We start from the raw sequence: 17236 nt of genomic DNA, 5'->3' as shown, positions 1-17236 counted from the left end.
GAGTTCGCCAAGCACGTCGATTCGCTGATCGTCATCCTCAACGACAAGCTGATGGAAGTGATGGGCGATGATGCCGACGTCGACGACTGCTTCCGCGCTGCTGACGACGTACTGAAGAACGCGGTCGGCGGGATTGCCGAAATCATTACTTACCCCGGCCTGATCAACGTCGACTTCGAAGACGTGCGCACGGTGATGGGCGAAATGGGGCGCGCCATGATGGGTTCGGCCGCAGCCTCCGGGGTCGATCGGGCGCGCATCGCCGCCGAGCAGGCGGTGGCCTCGCCGCTTCTGGAAGGCATCAATCTTTCCGGCGCGCGCGGCGTGCTGGTCAACATCACCGCCAGCAAGGGCAACCTCAAGATGAAGGAAGTCAACGAGGTGATGAACACGGTGAAAGCCTTCACCGCCGAGGACGCGCACGTGATTTTTGGCGCAGTGTACGACGAACTGATGGGCGACGCCCTGCGCGTCACCGTGGTCGCTACCGGTCTGGGGCAGGTTGCCGCCAAACGCCAGAACTTCGAAGTGATCAATACGCCGATCATCGAAGCGGTGGCGACCGGTACCTACGATGCGGTCGCCTACAGCAACGGCACGCCGGACTTCAACCAAATGGCCGACGTGCCGGCGGTGGTCAGGAAGCGCAATGTGACGGTGGAGGCGCTCGCCAACAGTGGGGTGGATCGCTACGACATTCCGGCTTTCTTGCGCAAGCAAGCGGACTGATCCAGAAAAAATGCTGGACCTCTGAAAAAAGGTGGCGGTGCATTGTGATAAAATGCACCGCATTCCCTGTTTTTCACTGTTTTTCAGCCACTTAACAACTTTTTGCAGATTTGCTCCGATGCTCAAACAGCGCACTTTGAAAACCGTGGTGCACGCTTCCGGCGTGGGCCTGCATGGGGGTGTCAAAGTCAAGCTGAGCTTGCGTCCGGCAGCGCCGGATACCGGCATCGTGTTTCGCCGGGTGGATTTGCCCGAACCGGTGGATATCCCCGCACAAGCGATGCTGATCGGCGATACGCGCATGTGCTCCTGCCTGGAAAAAGACGGCGTCAAGGTGGGCACCATCGAGCACCTGATGTCGGCACTGTGTGGATTGGGGATCGACAACGCCTGGATCGACCTGGATGCGCCGGAAGTGCCAATTTTGGACGGCTCCGCCGCGCCTTTCGTGTTTCTCATTCAGTCGGCGGGTATCGAAGAACAAAATGCCGCTAAAAAATTCATTCGCGTCACCCGGCCGATCGAAGTCACGGACGGCGATAAATGGGCGCGGTTCACGCCGTACGACGGCTACCGTCTGAGTTTTTCCATCGTTTTTCAGCATCCGGCCATCGATAAATCGGCGCAGGAAGCGAGCATCGATTTTGCCGAGCAGTCCTATGTGCGCGAAGTTTCGCGCGCGCGCACCTTCGGTTTCATGCAGGAAGTGGAATACCTGCGCGAACATGGGCTGGCCCTGGGCGGTGGCCTGGAAAACGCCATCGTGCTCGATGAATATCGCGTGCTCAATCTGGACGGTTTGCGCTACAGCGACGAATTCGTCAAACATAAAATTCTCGATGCGGTGGGCGATCTCTACCTGCTCGGTCACCCGCTGCTCGCGGCCTACGCTTCGCACAAAGGTGGGCATGCGCTGAACAACCAGTTGGCGCGCGCGCTTCTGCAAGCTGAAGATGCCTGGGAACTGGTCAGTTTCGATGCGCTGGAAAAGGTCCCGCAAAGGATAACGCGCTGGCTGGCGCAGGCCGCCTGAAGGTCGGCACTGTATGTGGTTCTTGCGCCTTTTTGCCGTTGTTTTGCTGATTGCCCTGGGGGCTGGCTTTCTCTTTTACGTATTCACCGGCAAACGCGCCTATCTGGCGTTTAGCGGCCGTCTGCTGCGATACGGCTTGGTGTTTGCGCTGGCTGTTTTTGCTCTGATGTTTCTTGAGCGTCTGGCGATCATTCCGCTCTAGCGCAGCGCTTTAACAATGTTTCCAGCGCCCGGCGCAAAGCCCCTTCGGGTAGCGCCGTCGTGGCACTTTCCAGCTGCGCCAGACTGCGCTGAGAAATGGGTTTGATAGTGGAACTCATTGATCGAAAAGGCGTTTGTTGGGGTTGTACTTTGATTTCGATCTCGTTACACTCAGCCCCTTCATAAGATAAAGCAGTACATAGCCGTTGTCCCATCTGACGCAGTTTTACGGCAACCGCTCCGTTTTCGGCGAGGATGACAACTTTCCCCGCGCGAAAATTGGCCACCCGTGCCGATGCAGCGAGTGCGCTCGGTGCCACGGTGCTGAAACGGCGGGACAGTTCGCCAATCAACTTGGCCTGGCGCAATAAGCGGCTGGCGGCAGCATCGGTGCTCAGAAAATGTTCGGGCGCTTGGTACATGGAGGAGGTTTCGTGCAGATCATCATTGTTTCGCGCCACTTGAAGGCGGCGCGCACGCTACACATTATGCCCCGCCATATCGTTTTCGGGGTGCTGGCTTTTTGTTTGACGATCCTGCTTTGTTCGGTCGCCTTTTCGGCGATTTCTTTGCGTTTTCGCCTGCCTATCGTCGAAGACGTGCTGTTGTCGGTGCAGCAAAAAGAAACCCGTAAAACACGCGATTTCATCACCAATAACCTCAATCTCATGGCCACTCGCTTGGGTGAGCTGCAAGGGCGTTTGTTGCAGCTCGACAGCCTGGGCGAGCGGGTGTCGAAGCTGTCAGGGATCAAGCAGAGTGCGCCGCCGGTCACTGAAACGCCGCCAGGACAGGGCGGGCCGTTTTTGCCGGCACCTTTGTCGGCGACGGAGTTGCAACAGGAAATAGAACGCCTGGCAGGGGCGCTCGAACAACGTGCTGAAACCTTGGCGCTGATGGAAATCGCGCTGCTTGAACGGCGCGTGGAAAATCGTTTGCTGCCCAGCACGCTGCCGGTCAAGAACGCGCGCATCGGTTCCGGTTTCGGTCATCGTAGCGACCCTTTCTTGGGCTTGCGTTCGCGTCACGACGGTCTGGACTTTTCTGCGCCCAGCGGCACGCCGGTCGTTGCGGCGGCTGATGGCGTGGTCCTTTCGGCGTCCTTTCACCCGGAGTTCGGGAATGTGATCGACGTCGATCACGGCGAAGGCTTGACCTCGCGTTATGCGCATCTGTCAAAAATGGATGCAACAGTTTCCCAGATCGTGCGCCGTGGCGAAAAAATCGGCGAAATCGGCACCACCGGCCGCTCTACCGGCCCGCATCTGCACTTCGAGGTGCGCATGTTCGACGTGCCACAAAACCCGCTGACGCTCTTGCAGCGTGGCGATGACGCCGCGCAACTGGCGCAGCGCTGAAGCGTAGCGTCATATTCTGGCGTGCCTGCGGGGGCGCGCCGTGCATGTTAGAATCCGCCCCTTTCCTGCAACGTCCTTGCGACATTGAGCGTTCTCGATGATATCCGGTCTTCTCAAGAAAGTTTTCGGCAGCCGTAATGAGCGGCTGATCAAGCAATATTCCCAAACCGTCAAGCAGATCAACGCCCTCGAGCCACAAATGCAGGCGCTCGATGATGCCGCGCTGCGCGCCAAGACGGACGAATTCCGCAGCCGCCACGCCGCCGGCGAAAGCCTCGATGCCTTGCTGCCGGAAGCTTTTGCCGTGGTGCGCGAGGCCAGTCAAAGGGCGCTGGGCATGCGCCATTTCGACGTGCAGATGATCGGCGGCATGGTACTGCACTACGGCAAGATCGCCGAAATGCGTACCGGCGAAGGCAAAACCCTGGTCGCAACCTTGCCTGCCTACCTTAATGCCATCTCCGGCAATGGCGTGCACGTCATTACGGTGAATGATTATCTGGCCAGCCGCGATGCGGAATGGATGGGGCGCCTGCATCGTTTCCTGGGGCTTTCGGTCGGCGTCAATTTGTCGCAGATGGACCACGAAGCCAAGCAGGCGGCTTACGCAGCGGATATCACCTACGGCACCAACAACGAATTCGGCTTCGATTACCTGCGCGACAACATGGTCTATGAGTCGGCGCAGCGCGTGCAGCGCCGCCTCAATTACGCCATCGTGGATGAGGTGGATTCCATCCTGATCGACGAAGCGCGCACGCCGCTCATCATTTCCGGCCAGGCGGATGACCACACCGATCTCTACCTCCGCATGAAGAAGGTGGTGCCGCAGCTGACGCGGGCGATGGAAGAAAAGGGTGAGGGCGATTACTGGGTGGACGAAAAAGGCCACCAGGTGCACCTTTCCGAAAGCGGCTACGAGCGCGCCGAAGAGCTGTTGGCGCAAGCCGGCATGCTGGTCGAGGGCAGCAGCCTGTACGACGCCGCCAACATCACCCTGATGCACCACCTGAATGCCGCCCTGCGCGCCTATACCCTGTTCCACAAGGATCAGCACTATGTGGTGCAGAACGGCGAGATCGTCATTGTCGATGAATTCACCGGCCGCCTGATGAGCGGGCGGCGCTGGTCGGATGGCTTGCATCAGGCGGTGGAAGCCAAGGAAGGCGTGGCGATTCAGTCGGAAAACCAGACGCTCGCCTCGATCACCTTCCAGAATTACTTCCGCATGTACGGCAAGCTGGCCGGCATGACCGGCACCGCCGACACCGAAGCCTACGAATTCCAGCAGATTTACGGTCTGGAAACGGTGGTCATCCCGACCAACCGGCCCATGGCGCGCAAGGACATGAACGATCTCGTCTATAAAACGGCGGACGAGAAACACGCCGCCATCATCGCTGACATCAAGGATTGTGCCCAGCGCGGCCAGCCAGTGCTGGTTGGTACCACCTCGATCGAGAATTCGGAACTCTTGTCTGCCCTGCTCGACAAGGAAAAACTGCCGCACCAGGTTTTGAATGCCAAGCAGCACGCCCGCGAAGCCGAAATCGTGGCGCAGGCGGGGCGGCCCGGCGTCATTACCATCGCCACCAACATGGCCGGGCGCGGCACCGACATCGTGCTGGGCGGCAACATCCAGAAAACCATCGACGCCGTCATGGCCGACGAAAGCCTGAGTCTGGACGCGCGCAAGGAAAAAGCCGCCGCTCTGCGCGCCGACTGGCAGCCGGTGCACGAACAGGTGCTGGCCGCCGGCGGTCTGCACATCATCGGTTCCGAGCGCCATGAGTCGCGGCGCATCGACAACCAGTTGCGCGGTCGCGCCGGGCGTCAGGGCGACGCCGGTTCCTCGCGGTTTTATCTGTCGCTCGACGACCAGTTGCTGCGCATCTTCGCCGGCGAACGCCTGCGTGCCATCATGGACAAGCTGAAGATGCCGGAAGGCGAGGCGATCGAGCATCCGCTCGTCACCCGCTCGCTGGAATCGGCGCAGCGCAAGGTCGAGGCGCGCAACTTCGATATCCGCAAGCAGCTGCTCGAATACGACGACGTCGCCAACGACCAGCGCAAGGTGATCTACCAGCAGCGCAACGAACTGCTGGAAACCGATGACATTTCCGAAACCATTACCGCCATGCGCGAAGGGGTCATTGTCGATACCTTCCGCCAGTATGTGCCGGCGGAATCGGTGGAAGAACAATGGGATTTCGAGGGTTTGCAGCGCGCTCTGGCGGCGGAATTGCTGATCAACCCGCCGGTGGCCGAGTGGTTCAAGGCAGAGCCGAGTCTTAGCGACGAAGAGATGCTGACACGCGTGCAGGAAGGCGCGGCGCAGGTCTATCAGGCCAAGGTTGAGCTGGTGGGGGCGCAGACTTTCCATCAGTTCGAACGCAACGTCATGCTGCAGAGCCTGGATAGCCATTGGCGCGAACATCTGGCGGCGCTGGATCATTTGCGCCAGGGGATTCATCTGCGCGGTTACGCCCAGAAAAACCCCAAGCAGGAATACAAGCGCGAAGCCTTCGAGCTGTTCGAAACCCTGCTCGACCAGATCCGCAGCGAAGTCACCCGCATCGTGTTTACCGTGCAGATCCGCTCGCCGGAAGACGTGGAAGAAACCGCGCCGCATGCGGAAGTCAGCAACGTCAAATACCAGCACGCCGATTACGACGAGGCGCTGGGCGAAAACCCGGCCGCTGCCGGTGGCGTCGGTGGTGCTGGCGATACCGCCCGCCAGCCGGCCCAGGCAGCGCCCAAGATCGGACGTAACGAGCCCTGCCCCTGCGGTTCCGGCAAAAAATACAAGCATTGCTGTGGTCAGCTTTCCTGATTTCAGCTTTTTCTGAGCTTTGAGCAAACCGCGCGGCGTCTTCAGCGAGCGCGGTTTTTTTCCACCTTTTCATTCCTTTTGCCATGCCCGTCAATTACACCGTTCCCGCCCCTGACCAACTCTTGCCGATTGCCGGCGTTCGCCTCGGGGTTGCCGAAGCCGGCATCCGCAAAAAAGATCGCCGTGATTTGTGTGTTTTTGTGCTCGAGCCCGGCACTACGGTGGCCGGTGTGTTCACACAAAACCGCTTTTGCGCCGCGCCCGTGCAGCTTTGCCGCCAGCGCCTGGTGGCCGGCGAAGAGATTCGTGCTCTCGTGATCAATACGGGTAACGCCAACGCCGGTACGGGTGAGCCAGGGCGTCGTCTGGCCGAAGAAAGCTGCGTGGCGCTGGCCGCCATGTTGGGTATTGCGCCGGCGCAGGTGCTGCCATTTTCGACGGGGGTCATCCTTGAGCCCTTGCCCCTGGAGCGCCTGGTGGCCGGCCTGCCGGCGGCGCTGGCTGACCTGAAAACCGATAACTGGCACGCTGCCGCGCACGCCATCATGACCACCGACACCGTCGCCAAAGCGGCATCGCGCGAACTGACGGTCAATGGCAAAAGCGTGCGTATTTCCGGCATCTCCAAAGGGGCCGGCATGATCAAGCCGAACATGGCGACCATGCTCGGTTTTCTTGCCACCGATGCCGGCATCGCCCGCCCCTTGCTGGAAAAGCTCGTCAAGGAAGTGGCCGACCTTTCCTTTAATTGCATCACGGTCGACGGCGATACCTCAACCAATGATTCTTTCCTGATGCTCGCTTCCGGCCAGGCCGGTGTGCATTTTGCCAGCGAAAGCGATGCTGGTTGGGCCGAAGTGAAAGCTGCGCTCACCGCCGTTGCCGTTGAGCTTGCGCAAGCCATTGTGCGCGACGGCGAAGGGGCGACCAAATTCATCACCGTGGCGGTCGAGGGCGGCAAAACGCGAGAAGAATGTCGGCTGGTTGCCTATGCCATCGGCCATTCGCCGCTAGTCAAGACTGCATTTTTTGCTTCCGACCCCAACCTGGGGCGCATTCTTGCCGCCGTGGGCTATGCCGGCATTGCCGATCTGGATGTGGACGGCGTCAAGGTCTGGTTGGCAAGTGGTGCCGACAGCGTTTTGGTAGCCGAACAGGGGGGACGTGCGCCGGCGTATCAAGAAGCGGACGGCGCGCGCATCATGCAGGCCGCAGAAATCACCGTGCGCGTCGATTTGGGCCGTGGCGTGGCCAGCGCGCAGGTGTATACCTGCGATTTTTCCTACGATTACGTCAAGATCAACGCCGATTACCGTTCCTGATTTTTCGCTCGTTTTTTCGGAAAGCCGCCCATGCACGACATCCGCCGTGATCTGACCCGCAATGTGCTTGCCATCAGTTGCGTGGCGGGCTTGATTGCGCTCTCCGTGTGGGTATTACGCCCGTTTCTAGCGGCGGGCGTGTGGGCGGCGATGATCGTGGTGGCGACCTGGCCGCCGTTCTTGGTGCTGGAAGAGCGCCTGGGCAAGCGGCGCAGCCTGGCGATTGTGCTCATGTGCCTGGGCATGCTTTTTTTGTTGGTGTTGCCATTATGGCTGGCGATCGACACTTTGCTTACGCACACTGACGATATTGCCGCCCTGGGTAAACGTGTGCTGGCCGACGGCATTCCGCCGCCGCCTGAGTGGTTGACGCAGATTCCTGTGTTGGGAGAAATGCTGACGAAGTTTTGGCGGCAAGCGGCAGAAAATGGCGCGCAGCAATGGTTGGGGCAGTTCAGTCCGTACGCCAGTAACGCTGGCAAATGGCTGCTCGGACAGGTGGGCAGCCTGGGCGGCTTACTCTTGCAGTTTTTCTTGATCATTACGCTGGCGGCAATTTTTTACGCCACCGGAGAAGACGCGGCGCGTTTGATGCAGCGTTTTGGCCGCCGTTTGGCCGGCGTGCGTGGCGAAAATGCAGTGCATTTGGCGAGTGGTGCCATTCGCGGTGTGGCCTTGGGCGTGGGCGTTACCGCCTTGGTGCAGGCAGCTCTGGGGGGCATTGGTTTGGCCGTGGCCGGCGTACCGCTGGCGGCTTTGTTGGCAGCCCTGATGCTGATGCTGTGCATCGCCCAGGTCGGCCCATTGGTTGTTTTACTGCCGGCCACCGCCTGGCTGTTCTGGCTGGGCGACACCGGCTGGGCGGTGTTTCTTGCCGTGTGGAGCGTGGTCGTTGGTACATTGGATAATTTTTTACGACCCATTCTCATCCGCCGTGGAGCGAATCTCCCCCTGCTGCTGATTTTTGCGGGTGTTATCGGCGGTTTGCTCGGTTTTGGCCTGGTCGGTATTTTTGTCGGCCCGGTGGTGCTGGCGATTACCTGGACCTTGCTGCAAGCCTGGATAGCGGATGCTTTGGGGGCGGATGAAGAAGCCGAAACAGAAACTGAAAGCGCGGCGCTGCTGCCGCCGGACGCTGCGCTAGAAGTTTCGGTGGACGTTTCGGTGGAAGAGACGGCAGAAGAAAAGCTCAGCCATTCCTGAACTCGAAGGTCAATACCTCTTGCCTTTTGCCCCGCGGTTGGCGTGGGATAATCGCCCACCCCCTATTTGGAGAATCTCATGTCCGCGCCCGATTGCCTGATTGCCCCCAGCATTCTTTCTGCCGATTTCGCCAAACTGGGCGAAGAAGTGGCAAACGTCATCGCGGCGGGGGCGGACTGGATCCACTTCGACGTGATGGACAACCACTATGTCCCCAACCTGACCATCGGTCCCCTGGTGTGTTCCGCGATACGCCCGCACACCGATGCGCCGATCGATGTGCACCTGATGGTCAAGCCAGTGGATCGCATCATTCCCGATTTTGCCAAGGCAGGGGCGAATATCATCACCTTTCACCCGGAAGCATCCGAACACGTCGATCGTTCGCTGGCCTTGATCCGCGATGCGGGTTGTCAGGCCGGTCTGGTATTTAATCCGGCGACCCCGCTGGACTGGATGGATCACGTCATGGACAAGCTCGACGTGATTTTGCTGATGAGCGTGAACCCGGGTTTCGGCGGGCAAAAATTCATTCCGGCAACGCTCGCCAAAGCGCGCGCCGCACGGCAGAAAATCGACGCTTATTATCAGGAAAGCGGCCGGCGCATCCGTCTGGAAATCGATGGCGGCGTCAATCCGGACAATATCGCCGAAATTGCCCGCGCCGGTGTCGATACCTTCGTTGCCGGCTCCGCCGTGTATAGCGCGGGGCAAGCGGCGGATCCGCACCGTTACGACTCCATCATCGCCCGCCTGCGCGCCGAATTGGCCGGCGCAGCCTCGTTGTTCATTCCATCATTGTCCGACCCAAGAGATATCGCATGACTGAAATAGAATTCGAAGCGCTCGCGGCGCAAGGCTATAACCGCATCCCGGTTTCCCTTGAAACCTTTGCCGACCTTGATACCCCCCTGTCCATTTATCTGAAACTGGCCGGCGAGCCTTTCTCTTATCTGCTCGAATCGGTGCAGGGCGGTGAGCGTTTCGGGCGCTATTCCATCATCGGTCTGGCTGCCACCACACGCCTCGTGGTGCGCGCCCAGGAAGTCTTGGTGCTGACGGGTAATCGCATTGCCGAGCGCGACCAATCGACGAATCCGCTGGCCTTCATTGAAGGCTATATGGCGCGCTTCAAAGCGCCAGCCGCCCAAGGCTTGCCGCGGTTTTTGGGGGGGCTGGTGGGGTGTTTTGGTTATGACACGATTCGCTATGTCGAACGTCGTTTGCAGGACAACAGCCTGGCCGATCCAATCGGCGCGCCGGACATTCATCTCTTGCTCTCGGAAGAAATCGCCGTGGTCGATAATCTTTCCGGCAAGCTCACTTTGATCGTCTATGCCGAACCAGGTTATCCCGGGGCCTATCAAAAAGCGCGGCTGCGCCTGAAAGATTTGCTGGGCAAGCTGCGCCAGCCGGTGAGAATTCCTGGCGAGCAGCCAGTGCAGTCGGCACCGGCGGTTTCTTCGTTTGGCGAGGAAGCCTTCAAGACGGCGGTGCGCCAGGCCAAGGAATACATCGCTGCCGGCGACATCATGCAGGTGGTGCTCTCACAACGCATGAGCAAAGCCTTCGCGGCCAGCCCGCTCGCCCTGTACCGCACGCTGCGCAGCCTGAATCCCTCGCCGTACATGTTTTATTTTGATTTTGAGGATTACCAGGTGGTGGGGGCTTCGCCGGAAATTCTCGTGCGTCTGGAAGGCGAGCGCGTCACCGTGCGCCCCATCGCCGGCACGCGCAAACGCGGCGCGACACCGGAAGAAGATGCCGCCTTGGCCGCCGATTTGCTCGCCGACCAAAAAGAATTGGCCGAGCACACGCAGTTGCTCGATTTGGGGCGAAATGACTGCGGCCGCGTGGCGCAGATCGGCAGCGTCAAACTCACCGAACGGATGATTGTTGAGCGTTACTCCCATGTGATGCACATCGTTTCCAACGTCGAAGGGCGTTTGGCCGATGGGCTTGCCGCCATGGACGTACTGCGCGCCACCTTCCCCGCTGGCACGGTATCCGGTGCGCCGAAGGTGCGGGCGATGGAAATCATCGACGAACTCGAACCCGTCAAACGCGGTATTTACGCGGGCTCAGTCGGCTACCTCGGTTTCAATGGCGATATGGATTTGGCCATTGCCATTCGTACCGCCGTCGTCAAAGACGGTCAGCTCCACGTTCAGGCCGGTGCCGGTATCGTCGCCGATTCCGACCCGGAGGCCGAATGGCAAGAAACCCAAAACAAAGCCCGCGCCGTCCTGCGTGCCGCCGAACTGGCCGAGGCAGGTTTGGATACGCGGGTGTGAGCAATAGGGTTTTTGCCCCTTCGAAATAGCCAGGCCCACGCCCGATCGGATTTTTCGCGCCGTTTTTTGCTTGTGGTTTTGTCCCAATACGGGACTATAATCGCTCCGTGAACATCGTCGCTGTCAAATTTCTCCGCGCCTTCTGGGAAAAATACCCGGATGCAGAGCAACCGCTCAAGTCTTGGGTTGATGAAGCCAAGAAGGCCGCATGGACGCAACCCGCCGAGATCAAGGAGCAATATCGAAGCGCGAGCATCCTCAAGAATCGCCGCGTGGTGTTCAATATCAAGGGCAACGATTACTGGCTTGTGGTGTCTGTTGCCTACCACTACCAAGCGGTCTATGTGAAATTCATCGGCACCCACAAGGAATACGATGCCATAGACGCCGAAACTGTAGAGATGGAGGTCTGACATGGAAATTCGCCCGATCCGCACCGAAGAGGACTACAAGGCCGCGCTGCGCGAAGTCTCGGCCTACTTCGACAATGAACCAGCTCCCGGCACTCCCGACGGCGACCGCTTTGAAATCCTGCTGACGCTCGTGGAAGCCTACGAGGCCAAGCACTACCCAATCGATCTGCCCGATCCGGTCGAGGCGATCAAGTTCCGCATGGATCAGGCCGGACTGACGCCCAAGGACTTGGTGCCCGTCATCGGTCGGCTGAATCGCGTCTATGAGATTCTGAACCGCAAGCGCCCGCTGACGCTGAACATGATCTGGAAGCTACACGAGAAGTTGGGCATTCCGGCCGAGTGCCTTATCCAGCCCCCGAAGATGCACCTCGCGGCCTGATTCGGCCTTGTCCGGTTTTTGACGCGGCTAGGCCATGCAGATGATAATCACCTTTTCAAACAACGTTTTTCCCCTGGCCGACTGCGGCGAGGCGGGCAGCCAACAAATAACCGGACAACCTACCGGACAAATATCGAGGCAGTCAGCGGCAAGGGCTAATAAAATCAAAAGGATAGCCTAACTATGCTGCTGATGATCGATAACTATGACAGTTTCACCTACAACCTCGTGCAGTATTTTGGCGAATTGGGGCAGGCGGTGGAGGTGTTTCGCAATGATGAAATTACCTTGGCGGGCATCGCGGCTCGCCAGCCGCAGTATTTGGTGATTTCGCCCGGGCCGTGTGCGCCGGCGCAGGCGGGGGTGTCTTTGGCGGCGATACGCGAGTTTGCCGGCAAGCTTCCCTTGTTGGGGGTGTGTTTAGGGCATCAGGCGATCGGTGAGGCCTTCGGTGGGCGTATCGTGCGGGCGCAGCAGTTGATGCACGGTAAGGTGTCGCCGGTCGAACATTACGACCGTGGCGTTTTCCGGGGTTTGCCCAATCCGCTCACGTGCACGCGCTATCACTCGCTGGCGATCGAGCGGGCGAGTCTGCCAGATTGCCTGGAAATTACCGCTCAAACCGCAGATGGGGAAATCATGGGGGTGCGCCACAAAACACTGGCGGTAGAGGGGGTGCAGTTTCACCCCGAATCCATTTTGACCGAATGCGGACATCAACTATTGAAGAATTTTCTTGAGGAGCACCGTGCATGAGCCCGCAAGACGCTTTGCAACGTGTCATTGAACACCGTGAAATTTTTCACGACGAAATGGTGGCCTTGATGCGCCAGATCATGCGTGGCGAGGTTTCGCCAGTCATGACGGCCGCGATTGTGGCTGGGCTGCGGGTGAAAAAAGAAACCATCGGAGAAATTGCGGCAGCGGCCAGCGTCATGCGTGAATTGGCAACGCCTGTGCGTGTGCCGTATGACAATCATTTTGTCGATATTGTCGGCACGGGCGGTGACTCGGCACAGAGTTTCAATATTTCGACCGCCTCTATTTTTGTTGCGGCGGCGGCGGGGGCCAAGGTGGCCAAGCACGGCGGGCGCAGCGTTTCTTCCAGTTCCGGCAGTGCCGATGTGCTGGAAGCGCTGGGGGCGCGCATTGATTTGTCGCCGGAATGCGTCGCGGCCTGTATCGAGGATTGCGGTATCGGTTTCATGTTTGCCCCCAATCACCATAGCGCCATGAAGCATGTCGCACCGGTGCGGCGGGAAATGGGCGTGCGCACGATTTTCAATATTCTCGGGCCACTGACCAATCCGGCGGCGGCACCGAACACCTTGATGGGGGTTTTCCATCCTGATTTGGTCGGTATTCAGGTGCGCGTGATGCAACGTTTGGGCGCGGAACGGGTGCTGGTCGTGCATGGCAAGGATAATCTCGACGAAATTTCCTTGGGGGCAGGTACCCTGGTTGGGGAATTGAAGGATGGCGTGGTGCGCGAATACGAAATTCATCCGGAAGACTTTGGTTTGCAGATGCTTTCCTTGCGTAATTTACGCGTGAATAGCGCAGAAGCATCGCGTGCCATGTTGCTCGGGGCGCTGGAGAATCAGGTGGGTGCGCCGCGTGAAATCGTTTGTTTGAACGCCGGTGCGGCGCTTTATGTGGCCAATGTGGCACCGAGTATCGCGGCGGGCATCGAACAGGCGCGCGAGGCGATTGCCAGCGGTGCAGCGCGTGAAAAACTGGCGCGTTTTGTCGAATGTACGCAGCGATTGGGGGCGGCGTGAGCGATATTCTCAAAAAAATCATTGGCACCAAGCACGAAGAAGTGCGCGCTGCCCGAGTGCTGCAATCGGTGGCGCAGATGGAAGCGCAGATTCAGGCGCAACAAGATGCGCCGCGCGATTTTGTCGGTGCGCTGCGGCAGAAAATCGCGGCTGGCCGAAGTGCCGTCATTGCAGAAATAAAAAAAGCGAGCCCATCAAAAGGTGTCATTCGTGCGGATTTTCGTCCTGACGCGATTGCTTGCAGCTACGCCAAACACGGCGCGGCCTGCTTGTCGGTGCTGACCGATCGTGAATATTTTCAAGGCGCGCCCGAGTATTTGCAGGCGGCGCGCGCCGCCTGCTCGCTGCCTGTGCTGCGCAAGGATTTCATGGTTGATGCCTACCAGGTCACGCAGGCACGAGCGATGGGGGCGGATGCCATTTTGCTCATCGCTGCGGCGCTTGACTTGCCGCAGATGCAGGCGCTGGAAGCGCAGGCGATGGACTACGGCATGGCGGTCCTGGTGGAAGTGCACAACGGCGAGGAGTTGGACGCGGCGCTGCAGCTGAAAACTCCCTTGTTGGGAATCAACAACCGTAATCTGCGCACCTTTGAAGTCAGTTTGGAAACGACACTCGGGCTGTTGTCGCGCATACCGCAAGAGCGCATTGTGGTCACCGAAAGCGGCATTCTGACGCGCGCCGACGTGCTGCGTATGCGGGAAAACGCAGTGCATGCCTTTCTCGTCGGTGAAGCCTTCATGCGCGCGCCGGAGCCGGGTGAAGCGCTGTGCGAACTGTTCGACTGAGTTGGCGTTCGTTTGGATTTATCGAAGCCCTTCGATAAATCCAAGGCGAACACGGCATGCACTGCCCCATGCGGGTTTTTGTGTGGCGTTAAAACCGTTAAAACGCTAGTTAACCCCAGGGTGAGATCGGCATCAGCCCGGGGGATGTTTTATCGGCGCAGGTATTTCGCGGCGTCTAGAGCAAAGTAGGTCAGGATGCCGTCAGCCCCAGCGCGTTTGAAGGCGAGTAGGCTTTCCATGACAACAGCCTCTTCATTGAGCCAGCCATTTTGCGCGGCCGCTTTGAGCATGGCGTATTCGCCGCTGACTTGGTAAGCAAAGGTCGGCACGCCGAATTCATCTTTCACCCGGCGTACGATGTCCAGATAGGGCATGCCCGGCTTCACCATCACCATGTCGGCCCCTTCGGCAATGTCTTGCGCGACTTCGCGGAGAGCCTCGTCGCTGTTGGCCGGATCCATCTGGTAGGTGTATTTGTTGCCCTTGCCCAGGTTGCCCGCGGTGCCCAGCGCATCACGGAAGGGGCCGTAGAAGGCGGAAGCGTATTTGGCGGAATAAGCCATGATGCGTGTATTGACGTGACCGGCGGCTTCCAGGGCTTGGCGGATGGCGCCGATGCGTCCGTCCATCATGTCCGAAGGCGAAACGATATCGGCCCCGGCCTGTGCGTGCGAAACGGCCTGCCGTACCAGAGCCTCGGTGGTGACATCGTTTTGCACGTAACCAACCGCATCGATGACGCCATCCTGGCCGTGAGTGGTGAAGGGATCAAGCGCCACATCGGTCATTACGCCCAGTTCCGGGAAGCGCGTTTTGAGTGCGCGTACAGCACGCTGGGCAAGCCCGTCGTCATCCCAGGCGGCGCGGGCATCCAGGCTCTTGGTCGCGGGGTCGACAACCGGAAAAATGTCGAGCAGCGGAATGCCCAATTCCAGCATTTCTTCCCCAACGCGCAAGAGTTCGTCGATCGATAAACGCTCGACACCGGGCATCGAGGGAATCGCTGCGCGCCCTGGTAATTCATGGACAAATACGGGGTAGATCAGATCGTTCGTCGTCAGGTGCGATTCGCGCATCAAGCGGCGGGAGAAATCGTCGCGGCGCATACGGCGCAAACGAGTGGCGGGAAAGCGGTCGAGCATGGCGGTTTTCCTTGTGAGCAGAAAATGAGGGGGAACGAAACTTTGCTGAAAAAAAGAAGTCACAGTGGCACGATGATCGAGGTCATCGCCCGCTTCACCTCCCTGGGCGGGTGCCTTGATGCTATCAAGGCTGCTTGGCCCCCGGGTTCCCCTAGCCCGGGGGCGTTTTCTTGGTGTTAGCGGAAATCTTGCCGGGAGCTGCCGGTAAGAGCGCGGCTTTGACAGGTAGGGGAATATCCAGCCAGCGCGCCAGCACGCCTTCGGCTTCTTCGACCCCGGTTTTCTTCAGGCTGGAAAAAAGCTGCACGCTGTAGGCCCCGTCGCCCCAAGTGGCAATTTCGGCTTGTACAGTGCGCAGCACTTTCGTTTGCTCCTGGCGCGATAGCTTGTCGGCCTTCGAGAGCAGGATATGGATCGGGCGGCCGTTTGGGCGAAACCAGGCAATCAGATTGCGGTCTAGCTCCGTAAATGGGCGACGGCAATCCATGATCACAACCAGGCCGACGAGCGGTGTGCGCTGGCTCAAGTAGGGACCGATCAAGCCTTCCCACTGGCGGCGAATCTCTTCCGGCGCTTTGGCAAACCCGTAGCCGGGCAGGTCGACAAAATACTTGCCGGGGGCCAGCGTAAAATAATTGAGATGCTGCGTGCGCCCCGGTGTTTTGCTGACGTAAGCCAGCCGCACGCGCCCGGCCAAGGTGTTGATCGCCGAGGATTTGCCGGCGTTGGAGCGGCCGGCAAAAGCCACTTCGCAGAGCGCATCTCCCGGCAGATCACGCAGCTGGGCGACGGTGGTCAAAAACGAGGCATTCTGAAATAAGGGCATAAAAAACGCGGGAAGCCCGCCTTGATCAAGAAAACTTAATATAGAATAGCAGGTTTGAAACTTCCATTCTGGCCAAAGCGCCCGTTTATTGCGCACTAGGAGCTCGAAAATGATCCGTACCGCGGCACTGGCAATTCTCTTTGCCACCAGTTTCGTTACCCATGCTTCCGAACCGGCGGCAGCCAAAGCTGATCCGGCAAAAGGCAAACTGATCGCCGAATCGATTTGTGTTGCCTGTCACGGCCTCGAAGGCAATAGCCTCGATGCAGCCAATCCGCACCTCGCGGGCCAGGTCGAGCAGTACATTTACAAACAGCTGAGTAATTTCAAGGCGCAAGGCGACAAGCCGGCGCAGCGTGATAATGCGATCATGGCCGGCATGGCAGCCCCCTTGAGCGACGAAGACATGCGTAACGTTGCCGCTTGGTACGCCAGTCAAAAACTGAAGCCCGAGGCCGCCAAGAATGAAGCAAGCATTGCGCTGGGTAAAAAACTGTGGCGTCAAGGTGATTTCCGCAAGGGCATTCCGGCCTGTGCGGGTTGTCACGGTCCGGCGGGTGCCGGCCTGCCGGCGCAATACCCTGCGCTGGCTGGGCAATTCTCTGCATATACAGAGAATCAGCTGAAGACCTTCCGCGATGAAACCCGCGCGAACGACCCGGAAAAAATGATGCGCACCATTGCCGCCAAATTGTCGGATGTAGAAATCAAGGCAGTAGCGGATTACGCGGCGGGCCTGCGTTAAGCGCACAGAGATTTGGTTTTTCAAAAAGCGACCGACCGGTCGCTTTTTTGTTTGGGTTGTCCATGAATGGCCGTGCGCAAAAAATTTCTCAAAAAGTTCTTGACGAATATTTTTGTCTCTGTAGAATGCGCGGCTTCCTTGAGTTGCCGGGGTTTTTCGGTGGTTTGAGGGGTTTTTGGAGAGAAA

18 protein-coding genes are annotated in these 17236 nt (G+C 58.9%); 15 read left to right on the top strand and 3 right to left on the bottom strand.

All coding sequences use genetic code 11. The features are described 5' to 3' along the window. The 3 genes from ACM62Q_RS11050 to ACM62Q_RS11040 all read left to right on the top strand — a co-directional run. A partial coding sequence (locus ACM62Q_RS11050) for a cell division protein FtsZ (RefSeq protein WP_415036521.1) occupies nt 1-729 on the top strand: 729 nt, incomplete at its 5' end. Between the two features lie 118 nt (nt 730-847). Continuing rightward, on the top strand, nt 848-1762 hold the full coding sequence (gene lpxC, locus ACM62Q_RS11045) for a UDP-3-O-acyl-N-acetylglucosamine deacetylase (RefSeq protein ID WP_415036519.1): 915 nt from the start codon (nt 848-850) through the stop codon (nt 1760-1762). Nucleotides 1763-1775: 13 nt separating this feature from the next. After that, nucleotides 1776-1964: a hypothetical protein gene (locus ACM62Q_RS11040; protein WP_415036517.1), complete on the top strand. Its 189-nt coding sequence runs from the start codon at nt 1776-1778 to the stop codon at nt 1962-1964. On the opposite strand, the gene ACM62Q_RS11035 is transcribed toward ACM62Q_RS11040, so the two are convergent. After that, complete coding sequence (locus tag ACM62Q_RS11035) at nt 1951-2385, bottom strand: DciA family protein (protein ID WP_415036515.1); 435 nt, start codon at nt 2383-2385, stop codon at nt 1951-1953. The genes ACM62Q_RS11040 and ACM62Q_RS11035 overlap by 14 nt on opposite strands. Before the next feature lie 12 nt (nt 2386-2397). On the opposite strand from ACM62Q_RS11035, the gene ACM62Q_RS11030 reads away from it, so the two are divergent. From ACM62Q_RS11030 to trpC, 11 genes are all read left to right on the top strand, one after another. Further along, nucleotides 2398-3321, top strand: coding sequence for a M23 family metallopeptidase (locus ACM62Q_RS11030; RefSeq protein WP_415036513.1), 924 nt, complete (start codon nt 2398-2400; stop codon nt 3319-3321). A gap of 97 nt (nt 3322-3418) precedes the next feature. Then, the gene (gene secA, locus ACM62Q_RS11025) at nt 3419-6154 is read left to right on the top strand and encodes a preprotein translocase subunit SecA (RefSeq protein WP_415036511.1); all 2736 of its coding nucleotides are present in this window, start codon (nt 3419-3421) and stop codon (nt 6152-6154) included. Nucleotides 6155-6237: 83 nt separating this feature from the next. Further along, entirely contained in the window at nt 6238-7476 is a 1239-nt protein-coding gene (gene argJ, locus ACM62Q_RS11020) for a bifunctional glutamate N-acetyltransferase/amino-acid acetyltransferase ArgJ (protein WP_415036509.1), read from the top strand. A 30-nt stretch (nt 7477-7506) separates the two neighbouring features. Next, complete coding sequence (gene ydiK / locus ACM62Q_RS11015) at nt 7507-8679, top strand: AI-2E family transporter YdiK (RefSeq protein WP_415036507.1); 1173 nt, start codon at nt 7507-7509, stop codon at nt 8677-8679. A 78-nt stretch (nt 8680-8757) separates the two neighbouring features. Continuing rightward, complete coding sequence (gene rpe, locus ACM62Q_RS11010) at nt 8758-9504, top strand: ribulose-phosphate 3-epimerase (RefSeq protein WP_415036505.1); 747 nt, start codon at nt 8758-8760, stop codon at nt 9502-9504. Next, nucleotides 9501-10973 (top strand): anthranilate synthase component I, encoded by a 1473-nt coding sequence (trpE, locus tag ACM62Q_RS11005; RefSeq protein WP_415036503.1) that lies wholly within the window; start codon nt 9501-9503, stop codon nt 10971-10973. The genes rpe and trpE overlap by 4 nt, the downstream gene beginning before the upstream one ends. A 107-nt stretch (nt 10974-11080) precedes the next feature. Next, a complete protein-coding gene (locus ACM62Q_RS11000) occupies nt 11081-11386 on the top strand; it encodes a type II toxin-antitoxin system HigB family toxin (protein WP_415036501.1) in 306 nt (101 codons plus the stop codon). 1 nt (nt 11387) lies between these two features. Next, nucleotides 11388-11768, top strand: a complete 381-nt coding sequence (locus ACM62Q_RS10995; protein ID WP_415036499.1) for a helix-turn-helix domain-containing protein — start codon at nt 11388-11390, stop codon at nt 11766-11768. Nucleotides 11769-11951: 183 nt separating this feature from the next. Beyond that, entirely contained in the window at nt 11952-12524 is a 573-nt protein-coding gene (locus ACM62Q_RS10990; RefSeq protein ID WP_415036497.1) for an aminodeoxychorismate/anthranilate synthase component II, read from the top strand. Beyond that, nucleotides 12521-13549: an anthranilate phosphoribosyltransferase gene (trpD, locus tag ACM62Q_RS10985; RefSeq protein ID WP_415036495.1), complete on the top strand. Its 1029-nt coding sequence runs from the start codon at nt 12521-12523 to the stop codon at nt 13547-13549. Before ACM62Q_RS10990 ends, trpD begins: the two co-directional genes overlap by 4 nt. Then, on the top strand, nt 13546-14337 hold the full coding sequence (gene trpC / locus ACM62Q_RS10980) for an indole-3-glycerol phosphate synthase TrpC (RefSeq protein WP_415036493.1): 792 nt from the start codon (nt 13546-13548) through the stop codon (nt 14335-14337). Before trpD ends, trpC begins: the two co-directional genes overlap by 4 nt. A gap of 149 nt (nt 14338-14486) precedes the next feature. Here the strand turns inward: trpC and hemB are convergent, their stop codons facing one another. Both hemB and yihA read right to left on the bottom strand, forming a co-directional pair. Then, nucleotides 14487-15479, bottom strand: coding sequence for a porphobilinogen synthase (hemB, locus tag ACM62Q_RS10975; RefSeq protein ID WP_415036491.1), 993 nt, complete (start codon nt 15477-15479; stop codon nt 14487-14489). 151 nt (nt 15480-15630) lie between these two features. Then, on the bottom strand, nt 15631-16305 hold the full coding sequence (gene yihA, locus ACM62Q_RS10970) for a ribosome biogenesis GTP-binding protein YihA/YsxC (RefSeq protein WP_415036489.1): 675 nt from the start codon (nt 16303-16305) through the stop codon (nt 15631-15633). A gap of 109 nt (nt 16306-16414) precedes the next feature. On the opposite strand from yihA, the gene ACM62Q_RS10965 reads away from it, so the two are divergent. Next, complete coding sequence (locus ACM62Q_RS10965) at nt 16415-17050, top strand: c-type cytochrome (protein WP_415036487.1); 636 nt, start codon at nt 16415-16417, stop codon at nt 17048-17050. Nucleotides 17051-17236: the final 186 nt, after the last annotated feature.

Origin of the sequence: Azonexus sp. (genome assembly GCF_047638095.1) — a bacterium.
Lineage (GTDB): Bacteria > Pseudomonadota > Gammaproteobacteria > Burkholderiales > Rhodocyclaceae > Azonexus.
The sequence above is the reverse complement of the archived record's forward strand: the minus strand, read 5'-3'. Positions and strand labels throughout refer to the sequence as shown.